Consider the following 24,831-nt stretch of genomic DNA (forward strand, 5'->3'; position numbering starts at 1 on the left):
CATTAATGGTAAAATTTTCAACCTCAGGAAGCATGGCTGTTAAATCTTTGCCTTGTAAATCGACCGCAAGCGCCTTATGATACCAGGCTGTAGCTGCAAAATATGGCAAACGCAAAGCCGCATCAACAGGGCCACTACGCTCAATACCAAGTTCTGTTGGCGAAACCAAAACCACACCGTTTAAATACATCCATTGACTGTTTTGCAGCTCTAAAGCCAAACCCGAAACGCGTGTGGTACCATAACTCTCGCCAATTAAAAATTTTGGAGAGGCCCATCGGTTATTGCGGGTTACAAAAGTATTGATCCACTCAGCCAGATATTTAATATCGGCACGTACTCCAAAGAACTTATTGGTTGGAATATCTTTACTCACCGCTCTTGAATAGCCAGTGTTAACCGGATCGACGTAAATAATATCGGCAACATCTAAAATAGAATATGGATTCTCTTTATAACCATAAGGTTGCACAGGATAACCTTCGTCATCAATATTTAAAACCACAGGGCCAGTATAGGCGATGTGCATCCAAACTGAAGCTGAACCCGGGCCGCCGTTAAAAGAGATTACTAAAGGTCGTTTATCGCGATTTTGCACATCACTGCGTTCGTAATAAGTATAAAACAAGCCTGCAATCGGTTTTCCGTCTTCATCCCAAACCGGTAATGTACCTGTTGTGGCCTTATAAGGAACGGATTTGCCATCGATATTTACAGTATGATTGGTAACAACAGAACTTTCTACTTTAATTGTCCTTTCGTTTGCTGAAGATTTAGGTTCATCTTTAACGGTAACCTGGGTAGTGGTTACGGTTTCTTTAGATTGGCTTTTTCTTGGTTCTTGTTGTGCATATGCAAAAATGCCCATGCTTAAAAATGTAGCGAGTATAAATCTGAATTTCATTGTTTGAGTTTGGTTTCTAAATATCAAACTATTGTGGCGTTAATCAAAAAGCGCATTAGAAATGTTACCATAAAAAAAACCAGCACTGCTTTTGGCAATGCCGGTTCTGCAAAAAACTGCTGCAATGAAGCAGTAGACTCTTTATTTAGGCTGGCGATTTAAATCACCACCGCTTCGGCGCTTGCATCTGAAATTTGCCAGCCAATAGTCGGGTTTCCGGTTACCAATACATCTACAAAATATTCATAATAAGATCCGGCCTTATAACCTTCAAAAGTATCGGCATAAATTGGGCCTGAGGAATGGGACACCGAAGTTAGCGGAACGTTGCCCTCTCCTTCTATGCTTACTGTAATGCTCGAATAAACCTGCCCGGTGGTATACTGAAGTGTTGCCACTGCAGCCAGGCCATTACTGGTCGTGAAATTTTTTGTAACCGTAACTACACCCCGGCGCATAACCTTTTTAGGGGAAAGGGCAACTTTTTCGGGCGTAAAACTACTAAACAGACAAACTGTAAAAGCTAAAGAAGCTACAAGTAAAGCAATTGTTTTTTTCATTTTCTTTGGTTTAAATGGGTTAAATATTAATTAAAAATCATTTGTGTATAGCGCCAGAAAATACAACTACAATCTTACGCGGTAGTAAAAGTGAATAACTATTAAATTACAGGTGAGATTACAGTAGCTTGTTAGTTAAAGATAATGCTTTGTTGAGGAGATGCCTCGCTAAACCTACGCGCAAACGTTTGATTAATAAGCAAATACAAAATCACAGAAAATAACTAAATCAAACAACTACGACTGTTTAATATTACAGTTTGAATCTACTTTAAGCCTAAGAAAACAAAGTCTAAAACCGACACAGCACAAACGTTTGCTTAAAATATTATTCAAAATACGGGAGACAAAAAAGCCGATACCGCATTTGCGGTATCGGCTAATAAAAACTGATTTAATCGAGACGGGTTATTGTTTAATTCTTTTTTATCACTTTAAGGCCAGAATCTCTTCATCTGACAATACCTTGTTCCAAACTTGCAATTCATCTAACTTTCCTTTAAATCCGCCAACTGTTTGAAGCGGAAAAAACAAAGTTTCCGATTTACGCACTTTCGTTTTGTCTTTGTCTGTAAACGTGATCCAGTTATCGTACAATCGTTTTTCGAGTTTACCATTCACATAAAGACTGGTGCCCTTATTGGTTCCGGTTATGACCACGTGTGTCCAGCTATTTTCGGGCAAAGCATATCCAAAATCGATATCATAACCTTCCCTTGAAAACCCAAGTTTGCCCGTACCTGTCTGTTTTAATTTTACAGTAGCGTTAGGCGATTTGAATAACAGCGCACCATCCAAATTGTTACTGGCAGGGTTTACCCAAAAAGAAACCGTATAATTATAACCTATTTCAGCGTATGGTAACCTGGCATAACTATCYTTTCCTGAAAATGATAAAGCGTTCTTTAAATATCCTTCTGTATAAGTTGCATCAGTAGTTTTGATTTGTTTGTCCTTTTTATCGAAATTAAACTGGGCTGTAAATGGTGCATCGTTTTTAGATAGCTTTCCACTTATGTTTAATGATGGGCCTTCACCTATCTTCTTGCTCAAAACGTTAAAATCGTCGAAGGTTAAAGTTGTATTACTTCCTCCCCACATCTTTTGTGCTAATACCTGCATGGCGGGAAATACCCTGTCATGTACATCTTTTTCTGTAATTCCGTTGCCTACAATATCATTCCACACGGCAAAAGAGCCACCTAATATAGTAGGATCGCCAGGTGTAAACTGAACATTTCCGATCATAGAAGGGGTCCATTTGTTATAAAGATTTTTAATGTTCAGGTAATCATAATAGTAGCCTGCTGCAGGTACAATATATAGCCATCCATCAGGCGTACTGATTTGCTTATAGCCCAGTTTCTTCATTTCAACAGGGTTGGCATAACCGTTATACCAGGTGTTCATCACCACATTTTCTACTTTTACAGGAGTGGTACCTTTTGCGTGTGTTAATGCTCCCCACAGCCTAACATCTTTTCCAAAACTTTCTACATATTTAATCATGCGATCGGTAAAAGCCCTAAAAACTTCTGCATCTTTTTTAGCATATTCATCTGTACCAATGTGAACCGCTTTACCCGTAAACACTGGTGTGTTACCAGAAATATATTCTTTAAATACATTTTCCATAACCGTATAACTAAGTGGATTATGGAGATCGAGGTGATCCATACCATATGCTTTACTGCCAATTTCGGGGACTACCTTGGTAAAGGCCAGCGCATGCGCCGGTGCATCAATTTCTGGAATAATGCGGACCGCATAATTATCGGCTAACTGTTGTAGCGCCATAAATTCCTTTTTGGTATAAGAACCATCTTTTGCCGTCAGCCCTGGGTAGGTTGTATTTTCCAAACGGAAAGCCGAATAAGTATCAGCCCAATTATTATTGAAGTATTTTTTAAAGCCATTGTCATTTAGGTGGATCTGAAAATCGTTCAATTTGTAGTAAGACATGAATTTCACATAATCTCTTAAAAACTGTAAACTAAAGAACTTACGGCCAACATCGAGCACAAATCCGCGTACTTTAAATTCAGGGTAATCTCTTGCCAGCCCTTTTGGAATGGAATTTTTCTGTTCCAATAACTGTAGCAAAGTTCTGGTTCCCCAGAATAATCCCTGATATTTTACTGCACTAATGGTAATATATTCATCTGCATTAAAGTAGTATCCTTCTTCGCCAATGCTTTTATCTGTTGCACCTAACGATAAAAAAATATCGCCTTTTTTAGCCTTACCTTTCACAATTAACAGGTTAAAACCCAACTGATCTTTCAACTCTTGTTTTAAAATGCTGGCAGCGTTCTGCAGCCGTTTCTCATTCGCTGTATTTAAAACAATTCTACTGGTGGCCGTTAAAGAGAAATTGCCTTTACCACCATGCCATTCGCGTAAAGCGGGGATTACAAAAGGTTGTGGGTTAATGCCACCGTCTGAAAATTTCCCAGGCACAACGATCTGTTTAGATACATCATACCGTATCGAATCACTTACCTGACTAATCAGCTCGAAGTACAAGTTGACATTTGTTGCAACCAGTGGGGTATTAATATCGCCAGATGGATTTACTATTGGTTCACGATTACTTCCCTTAAATACCAAGGAATAACCTTTTGGGCTTTCGGGAAAAATAATTTTCTTGTCGCCGGCCTTTATTTCTTTAATGTTAGGTACTGATTGAATAACCGTGCTGTCGGTTTGACCGAATAAAAGACCTTGAATGACAATAACGAAACCAAGAGTAAATAGAATGCTTTTCATGTGTAAATGATGAATTATTATAATTTGCGTTTAGCGTATTCCGTTAAGCACATTACAGTTTTAATACTGAAGATGATACACTTATGAGTTAAAGATAAACTAAACTTCTTTATACGCTCAAGTAAGTTTTGCGCAAACGTTTGATGAAAATGCAATAGAAACCAATTGAATAAAAAAGCCGACACTGCATAAGCAATGTCGGCTGGTAAAAAACCGGGATGATATAAATTATTTATCCCACCAAACTCTACCTGCAAGGTTATCGCCACCTGGTACAGCTGCGGAAGCGGCCTTGTAGTTAACACCATTTTTAGCTGCTTCCTCTACTGGATAAGGGAAACGACGGGGAATAGTTCCGTTAGTAGCATTCCCAGGATAAACCACAGGCGTTAAAGTCGGGAATCCAGACCTGCGCCAATTAGACCATGTTTCGTAAAAATCCAACATGGTGCATGTGTGTAGCCAATATTGGGTATTAATCATTTCCAAACCATTAGCTGCGATGTACGGATTGGCAATGGCATAGGCATCGGCTACAGTGCTTGATATCGCCAGACTGGCATCGTATTGAGATAAGAAAGTGATACCAGCAGATAAACCATTAGCATAGTGGGCCGCGGCTGATCCACCAATTGCCCATCTTTGCGCAGCTTCTGCCAATAACAATTCACTTTCGGTATAAGTTAAGATAAAGGTAATACCATCTTTCTTAATCATTGCCGGGTTAGGTGATGAATAAGCAGGAAAAGTTGTATAAGAAGCATCTTGCCTAATATCCCTACCAGCAATACCACTTAAATCTTTCCCGTTAGGCATTCCTTTTTGAACAAGTGGGTCGGAACTGTAATTAGGATTTTGTGTCTTCGTGTTTTCATCAAGAAAAAGCCCTGTAACGGCAACTTTTCCTAAACGTGGGTCGTTTGCTGATTTTAATTTATTAATAAAATTTTGTGACCACTTCACATAATAATTTTCTTGTCCACCATCGCCAGCCAATACCTGACTGTTGCGGTTCTGCGTAACCCTTGCGCCTGATACATCGTGTTTAACGAAGGCATTATCATCATTGCTGGCCATGGTTTTACCAATTACCTTTTGTGCATAGGCTTTAGCTGTATTTTCATCAACCTTGGTTAAGCGCATGGCTATACGCAATAATAAAGTGTTACCGAATCTTTTCCATTTATTGATGTCTCCTTTATAAATGGCATCTCCAGTAACCTTATCACCATTCACATCCAATGCATTTGTTGCTTCTTCTACCTCTTTTAATAAATCGGTATAAATTGCCTGTTGCTTATCATATTTAGGTGCTAAATTACCTGTATAATAACCTTGTCCTGCTTCCGAATAAGGCACATCACCATACAGATCGGTAATACGTTCAAAAATTAAAGCTTTCCATAAACGTGCAACCTGGCGTACGTTATTATACTTGGAAGATCCTTTTGTAAATTCAACAATATCAACAATAGGTTTAACTTGTTCTACATAAGCACCAACGGAGGTACTGCCCCAATAAGCTGCAGTATAACCTTCATTAAGCAGATACTTATCTCCTGCCCAATAGCTTACAACAGTAGAAAGCCCCTGCATCATAGTAGATGAATAAATCAAATTCCCTCTCCAGGTATCGTAAGCGAAATCGATGCTCCCAGTGTAAGTAAGCTGAGCGGTAGTTAAGGTAAAATTAGGATCGAAAGTAGCTGCCCCATATGCAGAAGGGTTGGTATTGATATCTTCGAAATCTTTGGTGCAACCAGAGATTATTAACATGCCGATACAAAGTAACAGGCTATATTTTTTTAATATGTTTGTTTTCATTGTTCTGTCTGTTTAAAATTAAAGCTTCACACTAAGGTTTACGCCAAATGTTCTAACCGGCGGCACACCACCTAGTTCCAATCCTGGAAAAGTAGCATTGTAACTGGACTCAGGGTCGATGTTATCCGTCTTTTTCATCAGGATAAATAAATTTCGACCGACAAAACTTACATTTAAACCATGTATTTTGTTCTTGAACATTTTGGCTGGAAAGTTATAACCTAAGGTCATCTGTCTGAGCTTAATGAAACTGGCATCCTGTACAAATTTATTTGAAACATTATCTGCTGACAGCTGATAGTAAGTTGCTGCGGTATTGCCCAAGGCCTCACGGTTTTCCAGTGTAGCTTGATGCAAACCGAACACATAGCCATAATAATCAGTAGCAGAGAATACTTTTCCTCCCCATTTACCATCAATCAAAAATGATAATGTTGCACCTTTATAATTAAACTCGTTGTTCCAACCGGCAAACCATTTATTGTAAGCAGAACCGTATGCAACAAGATCGCCTCGTTGAGGTGCACCGTTTGCACCAAGCATGACTTTTCCTGCCGCATCATATTTGTAATCATATGCCATTACCTGCGAGGCGGCTTTGCCTGGAATGTTTTGTAAAAAGCCAACACCTGGCCGTGAGGTTGCAATAAGGTTTGAGGTTACACCATCAGCAAGAGAAATTACTTTATTATCATTGTAAGATCCGTTTAAAGATGATGTCCACACAAAATCTTTACTTTTTAACACCTGTCCGGATAGCAATAATTCAACACCTTTGTTTTCGATCTTACCAGAATTTAAAACGGCTCCACTATAACCGGTTGATGTCGATGTAGTAACAAAGGTGATTTCATCTTTAGAGGTTTTTTTATACCAGGTGAGATCGAGGTTCAAGCGATCTCCTAAAAAACGCATTTCGGTACCAACTTCCAATTCGGTTGCTTTTGATGCTTTTAATGCCGAATTTGGAATATTTACATTAGAAATAGTGCCTAACGGCAAACCATTTAACACTTCACTCCTTAAACTGTAAGTTAATAAAGTTTGATAAGGATCTGTTGCCTGACCAACAACTGCGTAGCCAGCCCTCACTTTACCAAAAGTTAAGAAAGATGGTTTCCAAAGTTCGGAGAAAACAAATGAGCCACTAACCGACGGGTAAAATACACTCAATTTATTGTCTTTACCTGGCGTTGCCAACGTAGAGAACCAATCGGTACGACCACTTCCTGTTAAATAAAAAATGTCTTTATAGGCAAGTTCTAAAGTACCATATACAGATTGGGTTTCGGCTACGGATGCTACATATGCCACAGATTTATTCTTGGCATTTAGAATATTATAAACACCGAAAACTGCAAAATCTGCCCCACTGTTTGTTGTCTGATTAACGTTTGTTCTACGATAACTCGCTCCAACATTCGGTGTAACAGCAAAATCTTCATCTATTTTAAAAGGTTTACCTACTAAAACATCCACATTCACATCGGCAAACTTAGTTGCCTGTTCTACAATTTTACCGGGTGCATAATAAGCGGTACCTGATGGTACCACGTTTTTATAGCTGTCAGTATAGGCGTCACGTCCGGCACGCCCCTGTAAAAACAGCCCACTATCAAAAGTATATTTAGCACTGAACGAACTGATTAAACGGTCGCGTTTGGTATCGTTTACAAACTCGTTTGCAGCGAACCAAGGATTGGTTGCATAAGCATTGCCTTTATTGTATTGGATTTCATTGCCAWTTGCGTCTTTCCATGGCTTAAGATCATTTACGCTTACGCTTGTTGGTAAAAAAGCAACATTATAATTGGCATTACCTGCACCGTCTGAAACCATTGGCCTGTTTTTCGCCTGCTCTAAAATGTAATTCATGCGGGCATCGATAGTTAAGCGTTTAACCGGATTAAAAGTACCTGTAAAATTAAAAGACTGCCTACTTAAACCTGAATTTGGAACAACCGAATTATTATGAACATCGTTAGCTGATAAGCGGATGGTACCGCCATCAAAACTTTTGTTCAATGCCACAGTATTAGACCATGTACCCCCAGTACGGTAAAAATCTTCGATGTTGTTTTTCTGTGCAGTATAAGGTCTGGAAACACCATCAAACTGGATTACATTAGATCCATCTAATTTTGCTCCCCAGCTGGAACCACCCACCTGTGCCGCTGCAGCGGCATCAACGGGCTTTACACCATTGGCTCCCTGTCCATAAACATATTGCCAGTTGGTTCTGTCCATAACCTGTTCTGCTACATAATTACTATTAAATTCTATGCTGTTTCCCTTTCCACTTTTTGTGGTAATTAAAATTACACCTGCTTTTGCACGATAGCCATACAATGCCGATGCTGCTGCACCTTTCAGCACTGAAATACTTTCAATATCGTCAGGATTTAAGTTCCCAACAGCATCTCCTAAATCTGGAGCATTATCGTATTGGCCGCCAGAGTTACCATTGCCATTGAGATTATTTAAACCCACCGGTTTATTCTCCATCGGCACCCCATTAATTACATATAAGGGTTGATTAGTTTGACTTAAACTAGAAACACCACGGATGGTTACACTGGTTGCTGCTCCCGCGCCACCAGAGGTAGAACTGATATCCAGACCAGCCACTTTACCAACCAAAGAGTTGGCCACATTATTTTCCCTTGCCTGGGTTAGCGTTTCACCACTAACTTGCGTAACAGAGTAACCTAAGGCCCTTCTTTCTTTTTTGATACCCAAARCAGTAACCACCACATCGGTAAGCTGTTTGGTATCTTCTGATAATACGATATCGATATTGGTCTGCGAACCGATGGCAATTTCCTTGGTTTGAAAACCAGCATAAGAAATTACCAGAATTGCATTTTCAGGCGCATTTAATGCAAATTTACCATTCACATCGGTAGAAGTACCAATGCCTGTTCCTTTTACCCTAACACTTGCGCCAGGCAAAACCCCTCCAAGGGCATCTTTAACGGTTCCTGAAATCGGGACTTCTTTATTTTTGCTAATTACAATTAAGCCACCATCCGAAACAGAATATTTCAGGTTGGTTCTGTTTAAAATGGCTGCCAATACATCTGTTACCAAAGTATTGGTTACAGTAATGCTTACATCCTTGTTTACCGGTACGTAAGAAGAGCTGTAAACAAAATGGTAACTGCTTTGCTGCTCAATAATCTGTAATACCCTGGCCAGTTTTGTTTTCTTAACATCCAAAGAAATTTTTTCCTGAGAAAAAACCGATGCCGAAACATTAAGACAGGTAATGAAAACCATAATACAGGCTAGTTTCATTAGCATAATGAATTTTAGAAGCGCTTTATATTTTGGGCGCCCTTGCAGTAAGTAATAATAAATCATATTTTTGTTTTTTTGGTTGCATAAAGTTCTTGGCAGCAATCTGTTTGCGCATAAACTGCCATTAATTAATCAAAAGAGAAATTGTTAAGGGCGGTGCTCCAACACCGTCCTTTTTTCTTTCTATTTCGAGATGGTTACCTGTTTTCCTTTTATCTCATATTTAAAATTATTTTCAGTGTCTTTTAAAGCTTGTAAAACCTGTTCGATACTTTCGTTTGTTATGGTCGCTGTAAAGCGGTATTTTTCTATTGAAGGATCTGTAAATCTGATTTCTACGTTATACCATTTTTCTAGAACATTCCTAATCTCATCAAAATCCTGATCGTATATTTCGATCCGGTTCTGCGTCCAGGCGGTTTCTACAATGGTGCTGTCTTTAATCTTTGTGTAATGGTTAATGGTAATTTCGGGCTGTAAAGCAGTAGGTTTAAGCAATTTGCTTTTTTGTTGCGGAGCAACGCTCTTATAAAAAGTAACTTTCTGACTTGGTTTTAAAGTAATGGTTCCGCCATTTCCATTTACGGCTTCCATGGTAATTAAGCCACGGATTAAAGTTGCTTCTGAAGTTGTTTCATCGGGATATGCTTTCACATTAAAAGCAGTACCCAGTACATTGATGTTAAAATCGGCCGTGTGCACTTTAAAAGGTTTATTTTTATCGTGAGCCACATCAAAAAAAGCCTCACCCCTTAGGGTAACCTCTCTGAATTGATCGTTGAAACCTTTGGTTATAGATAAAGAACTTTTTGCGTTTAATAATACAGATGTTCCATCCTGAAGTTTAATTTTTTTACGCTCACCACTTTTTGTGGTAAAGGTGTAAACCTCCGTTACAGCATTTTTTGTATTGTTATACTTAAAGTATGTGTTATAAACCAATACTGAGCCAAGCACTAAAGCTAATGCTGCAGCTATTTTAAGCCATAAATAACGGTTCAGTTTAACTACTTTTTCTGCTGGAAACATACTTTCCTTCAGGCTTTCTGTTTGTTTATTTAATGGGCGTTTATTCCCGCTCAATATCACATAAAGTTTTTTTGCTTCTGCAATTACTACAGCCTGCTCAGGGTGGGCATTAATGTACTTCTCCCAATATCCAACGCAAAGCTTATCTGTTTCAGCACAATACTGCTGAAAAGTACTATCGACAAGAAAATCTTCTGCATTGAATTTACTTCTATCAACCATTCTAATTTGCCTTTTATATATCAGTGCCCAAAAGCTTTACTTTTTCCTAAGGAAATTTTAACTTTTTTTTAAGATAGCGGAATATGTGCCCTGAATATAGATAGAACGAAGAAATTTAATTTGTAGGAATGCCGATTAAGAAATACAAAGGAGTTAATCCGCTCAAGGTTCAAGCAGTTTTTATGTTTTTTTTCTGCGAAAGCAATTACAGAAGCATTTGGGTTTGATAGTCCTGCTATCCGCTTTATTTCATATCGCTCCTATCAGGTTTAGGTGGCCGAGGCTGTATTACTATTGAAGGTTGCAGGGAGCAGAAGGATTAAATGCCAAGAACCACACACCCAGTTCCCTAAACCTGGTAGTAACGGAAATCCTTTTTATTGCTTAAAAACCATATTAACTATAACGTTTATTTGCAATAAAAAGATTGGAGTGCATAACGGGACTACAGCACCTACGGAGACAGGAATGTTCGTTTTTCAAAATATAAAATCCACTATCTCAAACTGGCAGACTGTGAGGATAGAAAGGCTTCAGAAGTTTTAAGTATTAATTTTTTGGACGTTTTAACACGCTATCCGCTGTATCTTTTGGCTTTCCTTTTACGGGCTCAGGATGACACCAAAAGGATGCCGCTCCTATCGTTAACGCAGATTTTCTGCCCAAATCAGAAGTTTATAAAGGAATTGAACTAACTGCAAAAGATCTCTCTATTCCGCTGCGCTGCGATCGAGATGACGAAATGCGGAGATTTACGCATTAAATTCTTTCCTTAGGATTTTAAGGGCGTCGTAGATGGTATTATATGCCGTTTTTATGGTTTGGTTGCTCTGCTCGGCAATCTGTTCGTAGCTTAGTCCGTCAAAAAATTTTAAATGGATCAACTGTTTTTGACGGAAGGTTAATTTTTCTAGCGCATTTTTGAGCTGATGTTGTACCAGTTCGTCGCTTTGTACCTTAACAATAAACTCTTCGTAGCTCATTTCCATCCAATCGCCATCGGCCCCTGCATTAAAAAGTGCATCGTTAATTTTACGCTTTCTTTCTAATATTCTGAGCAGTTTGCGTTTAAGGAAGGTACGCAGATAGGCTTCAACATTATCAACACGGGTTAGGCTTTCGTGTTTCTCCCAAATGGTGGTAAAAACAAGGTCGGTAGCTTCACTTGAAGTATCGGCATCGGCACAAACCCTGATCCCGAAATTTACGAGCGAGTAATAAAGTGCTGAATAAAGGTCAAAAAACGCATCTTTATCGCCAACCCGTAACCGTTCCCATAATAAGTGATGCGCTAGTTTACTGTTCATTAGCCTGTTAGTTGTTATCGCAATATTAACTAAAAACAACAAGATTATTACGCGCCGATTTTTATCAATGTGAAAAAAGTTTGTTGGTGGAGATTTATAATCTCGATTTTATTACAGTTTATTGACAATCTGCCAAAGGATTAAAAATCCTTAGTTCTAAGGAGGACGGGATTACAAATTCCGACCAACGATTTTACTTTAAAGCTGTTTTACTGAAAATGTGATATTCTCCCGGTGCTAAAGTTCTGTTATAGCTATTTGATGAAAGGTTTATGCTGCTTCCAACCGCATCCACCCAAGTTCCTGATGAACCAAAATCAATATTGGCTATCTGGTGCACTACATCAAAATTCCCAACCACTACAACCGTATTCGCACCTTCTGTTAATTTAATGAACTTGATTCCACCAGCAAGACTATAGGTTGAGCTTGTTGAATTAAAAATGGTATTGTTCTTTTTCAATCTGATAAATTTAGCGTAAACATCATATAATGCTTTACGATTCGGATCGGCGTAATAATCCCATTTAATTGGTTTTTCGCCTGTTCTTCCATTAAAATCGATACTTACATCGTAACCCAATTCTCCAAACTGCCAGATCATTTTTGGTCCGGGGATACTAAATAAAAATGCGGCTGTTAATTCTTCTCTTTTTAATGAAGTGGCTAAATTTCCTTTAATTACATAACTGCCTGAAGCATTTCCATAAGTAATATTCTTAAAATTTAATCGCTCTTCGTCGTGACTTTCGCCATAGCCAACCAAATTCTCTGACTTGGCAAACCCATGATTGGCATAAAAACCCCACTGAAAATTAGAATTATCTAACCAGCCCATGGTTGCTTCGTTCATGTTGTAATTCATGTTGTTCCAAAGCATCATACCCTCATCGGCCAAAACTTTTTCTTCAGCTTCCTCAGCAAAGTGCTCCAAAATCACATAAAAATTAGGATCTAAACTTTTGATAAAACCATTATAATCTTTCCAAATTGCAATCCGCCCGGCATCGTACAATCTAAACTGGTCATCACTAGTTGACGATTTCTGTGTAAATCCTTTCGACAGATCGAAACGGAAACCATCAATTTTATATTGCTGCATCCAAAATTTCATCACATCTTTCGAGAACTTTTTAGTAGCCAAATTTTCATGGTTAAAATCATACCCCACATTAAATGGATGTTTTGCATCAACATTAAACCATGGACTAGCATTGGTTGGCTTAGCGCCATCAAAATACAATTGCACCATAGGCGATTGACCGAAAGAGTGGTTTAGCACCATATCCATAATTACCGCAATTCCTTTTCCGTGGCATTCATCAATAAAGTTTTGTAGCGCGGTTTTAGTCCCATAATATTTATCAGGGGCAAAATAAAACGACGGATTGTAGCCCCAGCTCAAATTACCTTCAAATTCGTTTACTGGCATTAACTCAATTGCGTTTATGCCCAAACCGATCAGATAATCGAGTTTGGCCAGTGTTGAGGCGTAGTTATGATCGGTGGTAAAATCGCGAATCAACAATTCATAAATCACCAGGTTATCTTTAGCCGGGCGGGAAAAACTGGTGTTTTTCCAGGTGTAAGTTGACTGATTGGCCTGCATTACACTTACAATACCGGTTGTTTTACCCGCTGGATAGGCTTTTAAGTTTGAGTACGTTGCTGCAGTAATGTATTTATCATAATCTGGATCGAGTATTTTCTCGCAATAAGGATCGGCAACTTTTAAGTTTCCATCTACATAAAACTGGTAGGCATATTCTGTATTGGGGTTTAAATTATCTACCTGAATCCACCAATAACCCCCATCTGGTGTATTTTTCATAGCTAGCGTTGTGGTAGACCAATCGTTAAACTCTCCAATTAGCGAGACTGACTTTTTACCTGGTGCATATAATGTTACTATCGCCGATGTTCCGTTGTTGATAAATACCACGCCATCTCTCGCCCCGGCAGGTAAAGCCGCTGTTTGATTTGTTGGCGTTGGTTCTAGGCTAACATCTGTAGATGCTTTTTTACAGGCGCTATTAAACGCTACTACCAATAACAATAGGTAAATTATTTTTTTCATTTGGTTAGGGATTTTACAATTTCCAGGCACAGTTTATCTCCTCGGTCTGTGTCCCCACAGACCGAAATACTATTATAGTGGTCTGTGGGGACACAGACCACGGAATATTACACCGATCTATTTTCTTCTAACCCAAGTTTAGAAGCCAAGACCTCGTCTGTTTTCTTTGGTTCACGGATAAATACAAAACAGATTACAGCAGCCAGAATCATTAAACCCCCACCCAATTGAACTGCCAAAAGCCTATCGTTATTTAACACATTACGCATTAACCAACCAAAGCCTAATGAGGCCATAATCTCTGGCAGTACGATAAAAAAGTTGAAAATGCCCATGTAGATCCCGATTTTATCTTTGGGCAGAGAACCGCTCAGCATGGCATAGGGCATAGAAAGTATACTGGCCCAGGCAATCCCCACACCAGTCATGCATAAATACAGCATATTTTTATCGTGCACCCAGGCTACGCTGATTAAACCAATGGCTCCACAGATTAAACAAAGGGCATGTGTGATTTTACGGCCCAGCGCATCGGCAATTTTTGGCAGCACCAGTGCGAAAAGAAAAGTAATAACACTGTAGTACGCGAGTGTTAAACTTCCAAAATCTGCACCATGCGCATAAACCGGATCAGCAGCATCTTTTCCACCAAAAACATTCACGGCAACGGCTGTGGTATAATAAAACCACATTAAAAACAAACCTGGCCAAGTAAAAAACTGCACCAAAGAAACAATCTGCATTCTTTTTGGCATATTCCTTAAGGCATGAAAAATTTCTCTCGCACCACCACCAAAACCTTTATTGCTTTCTTTTACTTTTTCTTTAAAATCTACATCCTGAGGTGGGTATTCTTTAGTGGTAAAAACCGTCCACAATACCGCGGCGAAAAAGAAAAATGCACCGATATAAAAAGAAAACTTTACATTTTCAGGAATACTCCCCTGTTCTGCAGTATTGGTTAAGTGGAATACGTTGTTCATAATCCATGGCAATGCTGATGCTACACTTCCACCTAAACCGATCATCATACTCTGCATAATGAACCCGCGGTTAACCTGACTATCGGGTAATTTATCGGTAACAAAAGCGCGGAAAGGTTCCATTGCAATATTCCCAAAAACATCCAGAATCCAAAGTAAACCAGCGGCCATCCACAACACACTGCTATGTGGCATAAAAATTAATGCAATACTGCTTACAATGGCCCCGATCATAAAATAGGGTCTTCTTCTACCCCATTTTGGGTGCCAGGTACGGTCGCTCAGGTAACCAATAATAGGTTGTACCAATAAGCCGGTTAAGGGCGCGGCCAAAAACAATAACGGAACCTGATCGGGATTAGCGCCAAGGTTTTCGTAAATACGGCCCATGTTTGCGCGCTGTAAATCCCAACCGAACTGAATCCCAAAAAAACCAACGCTCATGTTGATGATCTGTACGAGTGTTAATTTCGGGTTCTCGAATACTGTTTTTAAGCTCATTTTGCATTGTTTAAGCGCTAAGCGCAGGGCGCATGGCGTTATATATTTTGATTATACAATTAATGTTCAATCGCTAACCGCACGCCGCTTGACGCACCACTAGTGGTTAAAACGCTATTACCTGTGCGCTAACGGGCGTAACGGTTACGGGTATACTTGTTCCTGCCGGGATATTTAATTTTCTGTCTGTTAACAGATCTGTAACCGGAACTGAATGTTTAACTTTTAAAACCTGATCAGGGATTTCGATATTGGCGGTTAAGGTTTGTGTCCGATCAAAATTGGCCACTACCAATAAACGCTGTTTGCCAGAGTAACGGATAAAAGCATACATGTGCTTATTCATATTACCTGTAACCGGCACCTCATAAATTTCGCCATTCATTACGGCATCGCTGGTTGAAGTAACTTTTAATAACTGTTGGTAGTAAGCACGTAATTTCTGCTCGTTTTCACTTAATTGCTTACCATCAAAAGCGCCATTATTCATCCATTTCTGGTGATTGGGAACACCCCAATAATCAAAAATAGTGGTTCTGTTGTCGTCGCCGCCAAATCCTTCCTGACCTTTTCCAGGTTCGCCAACTTCCTGACCGAAATAAAGCATCACCGGCCCCGAGCCTAATGTTGCCGAAACAACCATTGCAGGTAAAGCGAGTTCGGCTTTCCCTGCAAATCCTGCTGATGCAATGCGTTCTTCATCGTGGTTTTCTAAAAAGCRCAACATGTGTTTGCCAAAACCAGCACTTTCTACCTGCCACACCTGTTTAATCGCAGCCACATCTGCAGTTGGTTCATTTCTGATCAGTTTTTTAAGTCCATCGTACAAACCCACTTTATCATACAAATAATCGAATTTACCTTCGTCTAAATATTGTTTGTAAACTTTTGGGTTGTAGGCTTCTCCGATAAAAATTAAATCAGGATTCACTTTTTTAACCTGTGGAATTACCCAGTTCCAGAAAGCAATAGGCACCATTTCGGCCATATCACACCTAAAACCATCCACCCCTTTATTGGCCCAATAAGTTAAAATATTGCGCATTTTTAGCCAAACCGGCGGAATGGGATCGAAATATTGCTTTTCGCCATTCTGATAATCTACGCCATAATTCAGCTTAATGGTTTCATACCAGTCGTCATATTTAGGCTGTGCAGAAAATACATTGTTACCGGTAGCTTTTGCAGGGTTTTCATTAAACTTACCATCCTGTAAAATAGAAATAGGTGTTTGCTTTGCACCACTTGTTGGCACTGCAAATGGCTGGCCAGGGTTATAATAAAAATCGTTTCTGGCACTAAAAGCTTTGGTTACATCATCCTGGGCACCAAAATCGATTATATTTTTTGGTTTTGCATAAGAGTGATAACTTCTGGCTACGTGATTGGGCACAAAATCGATCAGCACTTTTAAGTTTTTGGCATGTGTTCTTTTCACCAGTGCTTCAAACTCCTTCATTCTACTTTTAACGTCAACAGCCAGATCGGGATCTACATCGTAATAATCGCGGATGGCATAAGGCGAGCCCGCTCTACCCTTTACCACATCGGCATCATCAGGTTTAATCCCATAGGCAGAATAATCGGTTAAACTTGCGTGGGCAAGTGCACCTGTGTACCAAACATAATTAACACTGAGCTCTTTTATACCATCTAAAGCTTTATCGGTAATATCGTTAAACTTACCAGAACCGTTCTGCTCAATGGTACCGTAGGGCGTATTTGTGCTGTTTTTATTCCCAAATAAACGGGGTAATAACTGATAAATAACGATCTGTTTATCGTTCATTTTTGTACGCTGTTTTTGTGCAAAGGATGGTGATGAAATAAGTAAAAAGAAAATTGCCACAATATAGGCTACCGCATTAAGATTGCTTCGTTCCTCGCAATGACGATCAGTCGAGGCAAATCTCCATCCGTTTTCCATTTTACATTTTACCTCTACAATCATACCAACGCTGCGTTATTTACTTCAATTTCGGTATTTCCGGCCAATTTATAAAACTGGTTTCTGATACCGATTTCTAAATCAATGGCTGCATTGTTTTTGATGCTGATACCGTTCTCGGTAATATTAATCTTTAAGGTAGCTCCCCTAAAGCCGATGGTAAACGAAAAAGATTTCCATTTGCCTGGCAAGAAAGGATTAAACTGCAATTTACCATCACGCACACGCATGCCCGCAAAACCTTCTACCACACTCATCCAGGTTCCAGCCATCGAAGTGATGTGTAAACCATCTTCGGTATCATTGTTATAATCATCCAGATCTAAACGGGCRGTACGCAAGTAGAATTCGTATGCACGTGATTCATCATTTAATTTTGCCGCTAAAATACTGTGCACACAAGGAGACAATGAACTTTCGTGTACGGTACGTGGCTCATAAAAATCGAAGTTGCGTTTCAATGTATCCAGATCGTAATCTTCTTCAAAGAAATATAATCCCTGTAAAACGTCGGCCTGTTTAATGAAACACGAGCGTAAAATCCTGTCCCAGCTCCATTTTTGATTAATTGGACGTTCGCTGGCAGGAAGATCTTTCACCAAAGTTTGTTCTTTATCTAAATATCCATCCTGTTGTAAGAAAATGCCCAGTTTTTCATCTTGTGGATAATACATTTTCTCGATGATATCGGCCCAGTCAGTAAATTCCTTTTGATCGAAATTTAAGCTTTTTAACAGACTGTTGTATTTTTCGGGCTGCTGCGTTTTCACGATTCCGGCAGCTTCGGTAGCATATTTCATACACCAGGTAGCCAAAATATTGGTGTACCAGTTGTTGTTTACATTGTTCTCATATTCGTTTGGTCCGGTTACCCCAAGCATTACATATTGCTGTTTATCATTGCTCCAGTTAACGCGTTGTTTCCAGAATCGGACAATACCGATCAACACTTCTAAACCAAAATCAGTCAGGTAGCTTTCGTCACCAGTATAGCGGATGTAATTGAAAATGGCAAAAGCGATGGCGCCATTACGGTGGATTTCTTCGAAGGTAATTTCCCATTCGTTGTGGCATTCCTCACCGTTCATCGTTACCATAGGATACAATGCTGCACCGTCTTTAAAACCTAATTTTGCTGCATTTTCAATCGCTTTACCCAATTGCTTATGGCGATAAACTAACAGGTTTTTGCTCACTTCCTGTGGAGCAGTTGCCAGATAAAACGGCACACAATAAGCCTCTGTATCCCAATAGGTTGAGCCCCCGTATTTTTCGCCCGTAAAACCCTTCGGACCAATGTTCAACCGGTCATCTTTACCAGTATAGGTTTGAAAAAGCTGAAAAATATTGAAACGAATGGCCTGTTGAGCCGAAACATCACCTTCGATAATGATATCGCTTTCTTCCCACTTGCTCGCCCAGGCTTTAGTTTGTTCTTTTAACAAGGTATCGAATCCTTTACCAGATGCTTTGGCAATTACCGATTTTGTTTCTTTTAAAAGTGATTCTTTCGGGTAATTTTCTGAAGATAAATTCGCTGCGATTTTAACCAAAGTGATCTCTTCATTTGCTTTAACATTAAGAGAGATAGTTTGTCCCACAAATTTCTCTTTGTGGACAGCCTCAGGGTTGATGTCTAATTTCTCCGCATTTTTATATAGTTCAATATTACTCCCGGTACAAACCTCAAATTCAGTTTTCTTAGTTCTTAATTTAATGTAAGCTTCTGTTCCAGAAATTTCGTCCGCTACCTTATCCCAGAATTTTTCGTCGTAGTTGCTGTCCTGATTTTTAACATCGCCATCAATAAAAGGCGTTAATGTTAATTTACCATCGAAATTTAATGGCGTAATGTTATAACGGATGGCGCCAACTTCATCCTCAGCAATGCTGCAAAAACGGGTTGATTTAACTTTTAAGGTTTTACCGCTTTTTAATTTTGCAGTGAAGGTACGCTCCAGGTATCCGGCATGCATATTCAACACACGTTTAAAATCGCTTACCTCAGCTGTTGCCAGATCAAGGATTTCCTCATCTATTTTTACTTCGATACCTACCCAGTTAGCCGCGTTCAATACTTTTGCAAAATATTCCGGATATCCGTTTTTCCACCATCCCACACGGGTTTTATCTGGATAATAAACACCTGCAACGTAATTCCCAGGTAAAGTATCTCCAGTATAAGTTTCTTCAAAGTTGGCGCGTTGGCCCATACGGCCATTACCCAAACTGAAAATACTTTCCGAAATTTTATTTAAATGTGGATCAAAGCCTTCTTCGATAATATTCCACTCATCTGCTTTAATGTAATTTTTCATCCTTTTTTACTTTCGTCATTGCGAGGCACGAAGCAATCTCCTTTCAGCGCTTTCATCCTCACAATTGATTTGAATTTCTTTCGTTTTAAGATTGCTTCGTACCTCGCAATGACGGCCATAGGCCTATAAATTCTCTAAATCTTTAACTGTTAATTTGTCTAATCCGCTTACTACCACATCTGCCTGGCTAAGCACGCTTTTTTCGCCGATACCGATGGCTTTCATTCCGCCTCTTTTTGCAGCTTCTACACCCGCAACAGCATCTTCAAAAACCACACATTCATCAGGTGCAAAACCTAAAAGTTCGGCTCCTTTTAAAAATACTTCCGGATCAGGTTTTGATTTGGTGACCATGTTTCCATCAACTATTTCATCGAAGAAATGAGCAAGGTCTGTCTTCTCTAAAATAATCCCTGAGTTTTTACTTGCCGAGCCCAAGGCCAATTTGTAACCGGCCTTGTGAATCGCTGTTAAGAAATCAACCGTTCCGGGCAAAACTTCGGCCGGTGTCATTTTAGTGATCATATCTACATACCAGCTGTTTTTTAAACTGGCAAGCTCTTCTTTTTCGGCATCGGTTTTATCTACACCACCCCAAACGAGAATCTTATTTAAACTTTCTACCCGACTAACGCCTTTCAACTGTTCGTTCTGCTCTTCTGTAAAATCGAAACTCATGGTATTGGCCAAACGTTTCCAGGCTTTATAATGGTAAACTGCAGTATCTACAAGTACGCCATCTAAATCGAAGAGACAGGCCTTTATTGAGGCAGAAGGCGTAAGGTTGAAGGCAGAAGGTTCTATATGACTATTATTTTGCATCTTTATTATATTTTTTAGTACGTATCAGGTTTCAAGGCGTAGCATTTTTTTGGCAAGTGGCAATTACCTTCCGCCTTAAACCCTCAACCTTCTACCTTAATTCGAGCACCAAAGTGGTCTTGGCTGGCACTGTTATATTTTGAAAATTGATGTTTTCGCCGGTAATTACATTTTTGGCAGTTGTAATTCCTGCCGTTCTTTCGGCAAAACGATCGGTATTTAATGTTTTTTCTTTTTCAGTGTTGTTTACAATAACCATTACTGTCCCTTTTGGTTCTGTATTGTAGCGGAAATAAACGTAAATATCATCTTGCGGTACAAACTGCATCAATTTACCGGTTTGTAATGCTGCGCTGTTCTTGCGGARATTGGCCAATGTTTTAACAAAATTGAAAGCTTCATTTTCTTTGCCTGTACGGCCATCGGCTATAAATTTATCCTTTTTATCACCTTCCCAGCCACCGGGAAAATCGGAACGGATCAGTCCATCGGGATTGGAAAAGTTTTTCATTAAAATTTCTGTTCCGTAATACATCTCGGGAATGCCCCGCATGGTTAAGAGAATGCTCATTCCCATTTTGTATTTATCGAAATCTTCGCCAACCATCGAATAGAAGCGGCTCATATCGTGATTATCTAAAAAGATGCAGTTGGTATTTGGGTTTTTATAGAGAAAATCGTGCGCTAAGGTGGCATACAAACGGAACGTAAACCATCAATACCAGCATATTCGATCCACCAGATGTGATTTTGAGTCAGGTAATTCTGTACATAAGGATTGGTCTGGTTTAAATCGGGCATTGAAGGTACAAACCAACCATCTAACATCTGTTTACGATCTGCCGCAGCGGCGTGTACATCCATAACGGTCTGATCGCGGTAACTCGTTTGCGTATACTTTGGCCATTGGTTTAACCAGCTTTTCATCGGTAAATCTTTATAAAACCAATGTTGGGTGCCAATGTGGTTATGTACAATATCTTTAATCACTTTTAATCCTTTGGCATGGGCAATCTCTACATACTTTTTATAAAGCGCATTTGTTCCATAACGTGGATCTATCTTATAATGATCGGTTACTGCGTAGCCATGATATGAAGCTTGTGGCATATCGTTTTCTACCTCTGGTGTCATCCAAACTGTAGTTACGCCTAAATCTTTCAGGTAATCGAGGTGGTTGATTACACCTTGTATATCGCCGCCATGGCGGTAGTACATGCTATCGCGGTTTAATGCAGTTTCGGTTAAACCCTGAACCACATCGTTGCTTTTATCGCCGTTCGAAAAACGATCGGGCATAAGCAAGTAAATTAAATCTTTGTTGGTTACGCCCTGAATCCTTCCCGCACTTCTATCGCGGTTTTTTAATTCGTAAGTGTAACTGAATATTTTTTTTCCATTAACGACAAAGTTAATCGGGAATTTGCCGGCTTTGGCTGCCGCAGCAATTGTTAAATCGAGGAATAGATAATTTGGATTTTCTACTTTATTTACCTTAATGAGCTTAACCCCTGGATAACTTAAGGCCACTGTGGTATTGGCAATATTATCGCCATGCACCAGCAGTTGTAATTTAGGGTTGTGCATGCCTGTAAACCAGAACATTGGTTCTATCCGCTCCAGCTTTTGGGCAAATAGATTGTTTGTTAGAAAAACAACCAGTAGGGTAAAAATGGTTGTTATCCTTTTAAAAAAGGAAGTATTAGTATGATTATGAATTGGAAACGGATAATTTGGATGGGTATGAGATCTGTTCATGCTAAAACTTTAAAGATTTTAAAAAAGCCCCGCAGTATGTAACTGCAGGGCAGATAATAAGGATTAGTTTTTAACCATTGTAGCTTTTTTAGCGGCTACATCTAAAGTAATGGTATAAGTTCCGGGAACGGTTACGGCAATGTTATCGCCATTATTGGTTAAAGCAGTTATACTACCACCGAGATTAACTGTCCAATCGTGTTTGAACCTGAATTTCAATGCACCAGCGGTTAAGGTTGTTTTAACGGAGTAATTATTTGATTTTCCATCATTTACCACTTTCATGTCGGTATCATTGTTCCAGCCACCCAAAGTTGCGTCTCCAATAATCGACCATTCGTTCGGTGTTGAAAAAGCTATGGTTTTGGCATTTAAATCAACGGTTACCTGTTTTACTATGGCATCTGGCGATTTTAAGTTATCGCCTGCACTACTGCTGATTTTACCCGCACCAGCATCGCCATAGGCAATATCCCATTTTTTGGCAGGAGTGATTTTAAACTCCAGGTTTCCGGCGGTATAAGCAATCATTCCGGTATAAATACCATTGCTTGATAGCGAAATTAAACTGTCAGCAGTAGCAGGATCCCATCCTTGATAAGCCCCTGGAACATAAATCCATGCTGAAGCCAAATAAGGTGTAGCTGTTAAAGTGATCACGTTTGAGTAAGTTAAATCGTTTACGGCTGCTCCCGATTTCAACCTTACTTCAACCTGGGCGGCAACGCCAACTTTTCCACCTAAAGCCAAAATCATGTTGTTGATTTCGGTTACGGTTGGTGCATAAGTTTTTGCGGTAACCACTACTTCTTTTGGAGCAGCAAAGTTAGTGCCCTTTAACGCGAACTGTAAGGTTGAGTTTACTGGCACCACATAACCTGATGACGTAGCCAGTGGATAGCTTAATGTTAATGCGGCCTGCGCACCATTTGCCTGTACCAAACTCAATGTATTGGTAGAAGCGGTAAGTGTGCCTGCTGCCCCAATAATTGAAACCGTTTGTGTTTCGTCTTTTTTACACGACCAAAGCGACAGTGCTACAAAGCAAAAGGCCAAGGTTTTGAAAAATATTGATTTCATATCTTATTAAAATATTAAGATTAATAACCTGTGTTTTGAACCAGATTCGGATTGGCAATTAAATCTGCCGCTGGAATCGGATAAATGTTGCGGTAGGCAGGAATAGATGTTCCGGCTTTAACTCCACCTTTAAATGGCCATAAGTAAGTACCACCGGTAAATTTACCATAACGCACCAAATCGGTACGGCGGTGACCTTCCCAGTATAATTCACGGGCACGCTCATCCAAATAAAAATCGACGGTTAATGCAGCTGGAGTCAGATTACCTGATGCATTGCCATAAGCACGTTGACGTAAGGCATTGACATATTCGAGCGCTTTCCCTGCATCACCACCTGAACCACCACGGGCAACTGCTTCTCCGTAAATTAAATACTGTTCAGCCAAGCGGAAAATGGCAAAATCCAAAGAGCTGAATGTTCCGTTTAATGATGGAGGTATGGTGCTGTTACCAATGATGTTTTTAAATTTTGTAACACGCAATCCATCTGTAAATACGCCAATTTCATCAACTGTATTTTTTGCACCGAAGAAAGTACCGCGTTTATCTAAAGTTCCATTTGCATCTGGAAATAATGCAGGCAAATTCTGACGGGTCCTGTTGCCGCCCCAACCGCCGTTCGGCACACCATATGATGCTGTACCCATATCGGCATTAATACCTGCGTTGATCAGGAATGTGGTGCCTCCATAATTGGTACCTGTTACTCCATCGTAATTAATGGTTAAAATATTCTCGGTATTGTTAATGTTATTATCCGCTTTAAAAAGATCCATATAATTGGATTTTAAGCTATAACCCGCAGCAATCACCTTGCMCGAGTAAGTAATGGCTTCTGTATACTTTGCAGTTCCGGTATACACCTGTGCATTTAAATATAACCTGGCCAATAAAGCCCAATCAGCGCCTTTATCTGCACGGCCATATTCGTTGCCACGCGCATTGGCTAAATCACCCTCAATTGCTTTAAGTTCTGATTCGATATAGCTAAAAAGGGCAGCCCTTTGGATCTGCTTTGGGGCTACTTTACCGATTTCATCATTTTCGGTAACAAAAGGAGGATTACCAAAGGCATCTAAAAGCACCCAATATTGATAAGCACGTAAAAAACGGGCTTCTGCACGATATCTGGTAATATCTGCAGCATCGGTACCTGTAATGTTGCGTGAAGCCAATTTATCGGCTGTACTTTCGCGAATAAATTCGTTACAAACCGTAATCTGTAAAATACTTCTCGAGTATAATCCTCTTAAAAATTGGTTATCCACACTTGGTGTACCATAATCTAATTCCGGAATACCGGTATCTCCCCAGGCACAGATCGCCTCATCGGTTACCAACTCTTGTGAAGTCCAGAATAAACGCAGGAAATCTGCAAAACCCGAGTTCAATCCACCGATATCACTATTATCCGATCCTGTAGAAC

General features: G+C 39.6%; 16 protein-coding genes. All 16 read right to left on the reverse strand.

Annotated elements, in window-relative coordinates; translation table 11 throughout:
- On the reverse strand, positions 1 to 904 hold a 904-nt coding region (locus tag AC1DPQ_RS01045), incomplete at its 3' end, for a S10 family serine carboxypeptidase-like protein (RefSeq protein ID WP_477607555.1).
- A 158-nt stretch (positions 905 to 1,062) separates the two neighbouring features.
- The gene (locus tag AC1DPQ_RS01050; RefSeq protein WP_477584838.1) at positions 1,063 to 1,464 is read right to left on the reverse strand and encodes a hypothetical protein; all 402 of its coding nucleotides are present in this window, start codon (positions 1,462 to 1,464) and stop codon (positions 1,063 to 1,065) included.
- A 429-nt stretch (positions 1,465 to 1,893) separates the two neighbouring features.
- Positions 1,894 to 4,233: a family 20 glycosylhydrolase gene (locus AC1DPQ_RS01055; RefSeq protein WP_477584839.1), complete on the reverse strand. Its 2,340-nt coding sequence runs from the start codon at positions 4,231 to 4,233 to the stop codon at positions 1,894 to 1,896.
- A 228-nt stretch (positions 4,234 to 4,461) separates the two neighbouring features.
- Entirely contained in the window at positions 4,462 to 6,057 is a 1,596-nt protein-coding gene (locus tag AC1DPQ_RS01060; protein ID WP_477607557.1) for a SusD/RagB family nutrient-binding outer membrane lipoprotein, read from the reverse strand.
- Positions 6,058 to 6,075: 18 nt separating this feature from the next.
- Positions 6,076 to 9,354: a SusC/RagA family TonB-linked outer membrane protein gene (locus AC1DPQ_RS01065; RefSeq protein ID WP_477607559.1), complete on the reverse strand. Its 3,279-nt coding sequence runs from the start codon at positions 9,352 to 9,354 to the stop codon at positions 6,076 to 6,078.
- A 186-nt stretch (positions 9,355 to 9,540) separates the two neighbouring features.
- Positions 9,541 to 10,608 carry a FecR family protein gene (locus AC1DPQ_RS01070; protein ID WP_477578150.1) on the reverse strand — a complete coding sequence of 356 codons (1,068 nt, stop codon included), beginning with the start codon at positions 10,606 to 10,608 and terminating at the stop codon, positions 9,541 to 9,543.
- A gap of 752 nt (positions 10,609 to 11,360) precedes the next feature.
- Complete coding sequence (locus AC1DPQ_RS01075; protein WP_477578152.1) at positions 11,361 to 11,915, reverse strand: RNA polymerase sigma factor; 555 nt, start codon at positions 11,913 to 11,915, stop codon at positions 11,361 to 11,363.
- Positions 11,916 to 12,108: 193 nt separating this feature from the next.
- Positions 12,109 to 13,992, reverse strand: a complete 1,884-nt coding sequence (locus AC1DPQ_RS01080) for an alpha-amylase family glycosyl hydrolase (protein WP_477607561.1) — start codon at positions 13,990 to 13,992, stop codon at positions 12,109 to 12,111.
- A 107-nt stretch (positions 13,993 to 14,099) separates the two neighbouring features.
- Positions 14,100 to 15,476 (reverse strand): MFS transporter, encoded by a 1,377-nt coding sequence (locus tag AC1DPQ_RS01085; protein WP_477578155.1) that lies wholly within the window; start codon positions 15,474 to 15,476, stop codon positions 14,100 to 14,102.
- 106 nt (positions 15,477 to 15,582) lie between these two features.
- Positions 15,583 to 17,427 carry an alpha-amylase family protein gene (locus AC1DPQ_RS01090; protein ID WP_477607563.1) on the reverse strand — a complete coding sequence of 615 codons (1,845 nt, stop codon included), beginning with the start codon at positions 17,425 to 17,427 and terminating at the stop codon, positions 15,583 to 15,585.
- Positions 17,424 to 19,742 (reverse strand): glycoside hydrolase family 65 protein, encoded by a 2,319-nt coding sequence (locus tag AC1DPQ_RS01095; protein ID WP_477578159.1) that lies wholly within the window; start codon positions 19,740 to 19,742, stop codon positions 17,424 to 17,426. The genes AC1DPQ_RS01090 and AC1DPQ_RS01095 overlap by 4 nt, the downstream gene beginning before the upstream one ends.
- A 123-nt stretch (positions 19,743 to 19,865) precedes the next feature.
- Complete coding sequence (gene pgmB, locus AC1DPQ_RS01100; protein ID WP_477578161.1) at positions 19,866 to 20,564, reverse strand: beta-phosphoglucomutase; 699 nt, start codon at positions 20,562 to 20,564, stop codon at positions 19,866 to 19,868.
- Between the two features lie 91 nt (positions 20,565 to 20,655).
- Positions 20,656 to 21,189, reverse strand: a complete 534-nt coding sequence (locus AC1DPQ_RS01105) for a cyclomaltodextrinase C-terminal domain-containing protein (RefSeq protein WP_477607564.1) — start codon at positions 21,187 to 21,189, stop codon at positions 20,656 to 20,658.
- A 59-nt stretch (positions 21,190 to 21,248) separates the two neighbouring features.
- The gene (locus AC1DPQ_RS01110; protein WP_477607566.1) at positions 21,249 to 22,322 is read right to left on the reverse strand and encodes an alpha-amylase family glycosyl hydrolase; all 1,074 of its coding nucleotides are present in this window, start codon (positions 22,320 to 22,322) and stop codon (positions 21,249 to 21,251) included.
- Between the two features lie 63 nt (positions 22,323 to 22,385).
- Positions 22,386 to 23,402: a SusE domain-containing protein gene (locus tag AC1DPQ_RS01115; protein WP_477578165.1), complete on the reverse strand. Its 1,017-nt coding sequence runs from the start codon at positions 23,400 to 23,402 to the stop codon at positions 22,386 to 22,388.
- A gap of 20 nt (positions 23,403 to 23,422) precedes the next feature.
- Positions 23,423 to 24,831: RagB/SusD family nutrient uptake outer membrane protein (locus AC1DPQ_RS01120; protein ID WP_477607568.1), on the reverse strand; the 1,409-nt coding region annotated here is incomplete at its 5' end.

This window comes from Pedobacter sp. 01T416_2, assembly GCF_056398925.1.